The organism is Rhodococcus sp. T2V (genome assembly GCF_029269925.1).
Lineage (GTDB): Bacteria > Actinomycetota > Actinomycetes > Mycobacteriales > Mycobacteriaceae > Rhodococcus_F > Rhodococcus_F koreensis.
This window is the reverse complement of sequence record NZ_JARJBD010000206.1, coordinates 1-4,787: the sequence shown is the minus strand read 5'-3', so window position 1 is coordinate 4,787 and position 4,787 is coordinate 1. Positions and strand designations below refer to the sequence as shown.

Here is a 4,787-nt window from a genome sequence, read left to right as displayed (position 1 = left end):
TGTGTCCAGCTGGTCGATGACGTACCCGATGGCGTGCATGAGTCGGTCGCGCTGGTCGTCCATGGCGGCCGGAAAGTGTTGGCGGATCTCCGGGTTGGAGGCGAACAGGACGGCATAGAAGGCTCGCGCGAAAGCGTTCTCGCCCCCGGGGGACGCGCCGACGGATTTGAAGCTTGATCTGACCAGCGAAATCGTCAGAGAGTCCACGACAATCGCCGCCTTCGATAGTGGGAGAACGGGTCGGTGGGTTCGCCGAGGTGGTGGTCGCGGATGAGTTCGTCGATGAGATCGCCGCGGATCTCGTCAATGCGGGTCCGGGACAGCACCGTGGCGGTGGACCGGTCCGGCACCGTGCTGGTGAGTCCGGCGCCGTCGAGGTCGTAGCGGACACCGGTCGTGTGGTCTCCGAGCACACCGGTCTCCTCGAGCATCCGCACCTCCGCCGTCTCCGCGGGTACCACCTGCACGTGGGGGAGTTGGTGCCGCGCCGCCGCCCGCACCACGCCGGCCTGCTGGTGATCCTGGTAGGCGACGGCCGGCGGGTGGTCGTCGCCGGAATGCTCGGCGAGCAGGGTGCCGACCGTTCCGCGGCGAGTTCCTCGGGTGGGATCCGTCGGTGCCGTCGGCCCGCGAGCGGGATTTCGCTGCGCCGGTGCTCTCTTCGTCCGGGTACGCGCCGCACCGCACACGACCCGATGGACACCCTGAGATTCGAACTCATAACCAAAGTATAACTTTTCGGTCACAGACGCGTGAAGGTGGGGCGGAAGCGGTATGCCTGCAGCGCAACGCGACGCTACGCCGTTGTGACGGCTGACCACACGACGCTCGAGCGCTGTGGCGACAGAGTCCACAAGGGATTTCGCTGCGCGAGCGTGCTTGTGCCATTCGGCGTCGAGTTCTGCGGACAAGCAAGCTCCGACAGTAACGGAGCTACCGCGCGGGCACCGCTCCCGGACCCGCCGACCGCGGGTCGGGAATCCCATGAGCCCTTTCCGGCACCAGTGCTGCGAAAACAATTGATCCACAGCGGTTCGCACTCTTCGCGGTCGTGATGCGCTGATGTCGCGTTTCCCGCGTGCCCGGACACCGCGCGGTTGCGAACCCGGGGCCCTGCGGTCACCGGCGGGAGACCCTCCTGTGGGGGCCGCTTCCGGGTGCCCGGCCGCCGCGGCGGGGCCGGGTTGATCGGTGCCGGTGTGGTCAGGAGCCTGCCCAGAGCCGTCGGCGGGCAACGGCCTTCATCGTCTCGACCAGTTTCGGTTGCAGTGGCGTCGGCGGGTCGAGTTCGAGGTTGGTGTGCAGTTCCCGGAAGAATTCGGTGGGGCTCATTCCGAAGTCGGCCAGGATCGTCTCTTCCGGGCCGCCGCCGTGGCTGTACCAGCGCAGCTCGAAGGACACAACCGGCTCATCGGTGCAGCACTCATCTGGCCACCCCCTTCCCGTCTCGTCGTCCGTGTGCTCATGTGCTTTGGTGGGGAGGTGTGATGCAGCCCGGGGTTCAGTGACGTACCGCGCTTGCCGCGAAGCCCGCGAATTGTGCCCCGCATCTCATTTCCGACCACCTCGAATAGTGTCACCCTCGCAATTCGGGCAATTTGCGCTCAGGCGGGAGACATTTCGGATCCACGCGAAAATTTCGGATCCACGCGAAAATTTCGGCGCCGCGCGAACAATATTCTCGGCCAGGACCGTCCGGGATGAGCGCCCCGAACCGTCGACGGAAAATCGGGTCTTGCGCCAGCATGAACCGCTCGGGCCGATCCGACCGCTCCCCGGCGGGTGGTTCGACACCGGCGTGCCGCCGAGCCTGGCACACATTGCAGTTTACGCAGTTCAGCGTGGTGCTCGGCTCACCTGTTAGTGAACCGAGCACCACTGCTTCCCGCCCTATGGTGCGGTGTTCCGGACGCTGCGGCGGTCAGCCGATGCCGCCGCCGATGCCGAAGCTCAACTGAAGCCAATGGAGGAACGCCTCGAGAGCGACGTTGAAATCAATTCCTGCAGAACCCATGCAGATTTCACTCCTTCTGCTGTGGTCGGGTATCCACGCGAACGTTGTTTCGCGCTTATTTCCTTTATCGGACGGACCCCTCGGTCGTGTTTCACATAAATCCGGATTTCCCAGTCTGTGAAATTAAACAACCGACCAGATTTATTCGCCCACGAGGGATTCGCACTCACCGGTACCGGCCTGACCTGCGGATGCAGCCGAGGTCGGCGGTGGAGGGTGCGGTGCGATCCCTGGCCGGGCGACCACCCGACGAGCGCCTCGCCTGCCTTGATCCGCGTCCGGCGGACACGCATCAGAGGTTCCCTTCTGGTGGGTCACCACGCCCGCATGTGTCACCCGTGGAAGGCCATTGCGGCGTCGTGCCGCGGACACGGCGGTTCAGGTCGCTGGTGCGAGGAACCTCAGCTGGACCCGAAGTTGGGGAATGCTCTCGGGCTCTCCACCAAGGACTCGAGGAGGGCATGACCATCCTCGACGGAGATGATCATGAAATTGGAGATGCCTTGATCCCCAGCGCCATACTGCGCACAGCGAACCATCCGCCCCGGAGTGTGGGTGTGGGGCGCCCCGGTGGAGGTATCAGCGCCGGGTGACGACAGTCGTGCTGCGACAGCCCACGGCCGCGCAGCACCCACCACCCGATCATCACACCGCCGACTGCGGTCTCGGTTGCTCGATCCGCACCTCCTCGCTGAGCGCTGGTAGCGTTCGTGCAGCTAATTGCTTTGTGTGCATTCGTCTATCGGATTTCTCGCCCCGGACGGGGTCAGGGAAGGTGTGGGTAGTGGCTCAACAACAGGCGCGGGCGGTGGCGACCCGAGCGCAGATCGTTCGTGGAGCGGCGGAGACGTTCGAGAAGCAGGGCTATGTCGGAGCCAGCCTCGGAACGATCATCGAGAACACCGGCCTCACCAAGGGTGCGTTGTACTTTCATTTCAGGTCGAAGGAAGAGTTGGCGCGGTGCATCGTCGCCGAGCAGCACGCCACCTCCATCGCCTCGGTCGCGGCGATCGGCCGCGAGCAGGCTCCGGCGATCGAGCAGATCGTGATGCTCTGCCATGAGATGGCCCGGCAGATCGTGCACGACCCGATCGTGCGTGCCGGCATCCGGATCACCCTGGAGCTCAGCGCCGACGAGGAAGGCCCCACCGATCCCTATCTGGACTGGATCAGTACGTGCGAGCAGTTGGCGCGGCGCGCCATCGTTCAAGGCGACCTCGAGTCTGGCATTGATCCGCCGCGGTTCGCCCGGTTCGTGATCGGTGCCTTCACCGGTGTCCAGACCGTCTCGCAGGTGCTCGCGCAACGTACCGACCTGGAACAGCGGGTCGACGACATGTGGACGTTCCTACTGCCCGGGATCATGCCCACCGGCCGGCATCCGGACATCGATCGGATCCGCAAGGCCCGCAGCATCGGTGCACCCCTTGCGCGGGTCGCCGCGCCGCTGCCGCCGCGGCGTTGAGTCGCTCAGAGGCGGGCAAGCCGCACCTGTCCGGTGGCAATCTCGCTACCGGACTGCCGGATCACCGCCCGCACCGACAGCGGATCCTCGTCGAGGACCCGGACACCGACGGTGGTGTGCTGATCGAGTTCGGCGAAGCGGTGGAATACCGCGTCGATCGACGCCAGGTGCGCGTCCGGGACCTTCAGCGCCGCGAACGCCCCCTGCCGCAGTACCTCCAGGAGCAGCATTCCGGGCAGGTGATCGAGCGGATGGTCGAACAACACCGGGTGCGTCACGTCGACCCGCACCTCCCACTCGCCCCGCCCGGTCGGCCGCCCGAGCACCACGTCCCGTTCGTCGACCTGCCCCACCACGGCGGGTGCGATGGCGGTGCTACACCGCGCTGGGCCGGGGGTGCGCGGCCCGGCGGTGCCCCAGCGCGCCCTGCTGTAGGCGGACGGCGGGAGGGCCACGGCGACACCGGATGCCGATCCGATCTCCCGACCGGCCAACCAATACCGCAGCTCGATGCGGAACCTCGTCACCACCTCACCGCGATACACCAGATCGGACAGCGTGGTCTCCGCCGTCACGTCCGCGGCAGACATCCCGACCCGCATCGCGTCGAGGTGAGCGCGAATACGCATGTCCTGCATGACGAATCGCCAGCTCGGTGGCACCCGGTATCGGGTGTGGGCAAGGTAGATCGCGGCCTGTCGCAGCGTTTCCGCCAGCAGCATCGGGTCGAATCGACCGTGTTGTGCGCGGTAGAAGCGGTGCAACCGGGGCCACTGCGCCGCGAGGGCGAAGCGGTTCGGCTCACCGAGCTCCGCGCAATCGGTGAGGAAGACCTCGGCGATGGCCTGCCGGTGCACGTACCGGCGGGCGACGGTCCGCTCGAACGAGAGGACGGGTAATGCCTCACGGACCGGTGGGCAAGCTCGCGTCACGCGTACCCCTCCACAGAAACCGACCGGTCCGTTGTGCCGGGAAGTCGAACTATAGAACTGGAGTCGGACATGTGACCAGTCGGGGCCGTCGGCAAGGCGGATCCGACGAGAATCCGCGCCGACGACAAACTGCGACAATCGTTGAAGTGCGATCGCGGCCGTCGCCGGCCCGGCCCCGGGGTGGTCGCCTCTGCCCGCACCAATGGGTCGGCCACCGGTGACGCGGTTCGGGCCGGTCCGGGCCGGGGTGGTGATGATATGCGGGTGCGCCGAGGGCACCAGTGTGCTCAGTAACGCGAGCGCTGGAGGTTGCTCGACGGGGTGAGAATGACAACCCCATTTGGCCCCACTGTGCTGCTCTGATTTGGCCCCACCC

4 protein-coding genes and 1 pseudogene are annotated in these 4,787 nt (G+C 66.2%); 1 reads left to right on the top strand and 4 read right to left on the bottom strand.

Annotation, left to right across the window (positions count from 1 at the left end):
• The 3 genes and pseudogenes from P3H15_RS52995 to P3H15_RS52985 form a co-directional block, all read right to left on the bottom strand.
• Positions 1-207, bottom strand: a pseudogene (locus tag P3H15_RS52995) (globin domain-containing protein); the annotation flags it as partial.
• Positions 195-689, bottom strand: coding sequence for a hypothetical protein (locus P3H15_RS52990; RefSeq protein WP_276144662.1), 495 nt, complete (start codon positions 687-689; stop codon positions 195-197). The gene P3H15_RS52990 and the pseudogene P3H15_RS52995, both read right to left, overlap by 13 nt.
• A 514-nt stretch (positions 690-1,203) precedes the next feature.
• On the bottom strand, positions 1,204-1,401 hold the full coding sequence (locus tag P3H15_RS52985; RefSeq protein ID WP_276144661.1) for a DUF3263 domain-containing protein: 198 nt from the start codon (positions 1,399-1,401) through the stop codon (positions 1,204-1,206).
• Between the two features lie 1,388 nt (positions 1,402-2,789).
• On the opposite strand from P3H15_RS52985, the gene P3H15_RS52980 reads away from it, so the two are divergent.
• The gene (locus P3H15_RS52980) at positions 2,790-3,479 is read left to right on the top strand and encodes a ScbR family autoregulator-binding transcription factor (RefSeq protein ID WP_276144660.1); all 690 of its coding nucleotides are present in this window, start codon (positions 2,790-2,792) and stop codon (positions 3,477-3,479) included.
• A gap of 5 nt (positions 3,480-3,484) precedes the next feature.
• On the opposite strand, the gene P3H15_RS52975 is transcribed toward P3H15_RS52980, so the two are convergent.
• The gene (locus P3H15_RS52975) at positions 3,485-4,411 is read right to left on the bottom strand and encodes a ScbA/BarX family gamma-butyrolactone biosynthesis protein (RefSeq protein ID WP_276144659.1); all 927 of its coding nucleotides are present in this window, start codon (positions 4,409-4,411) and stop codon (positions 3,485-3,487) included.
• Positions 4,412-4,787 lie beyond the last annotated feature (376 nt).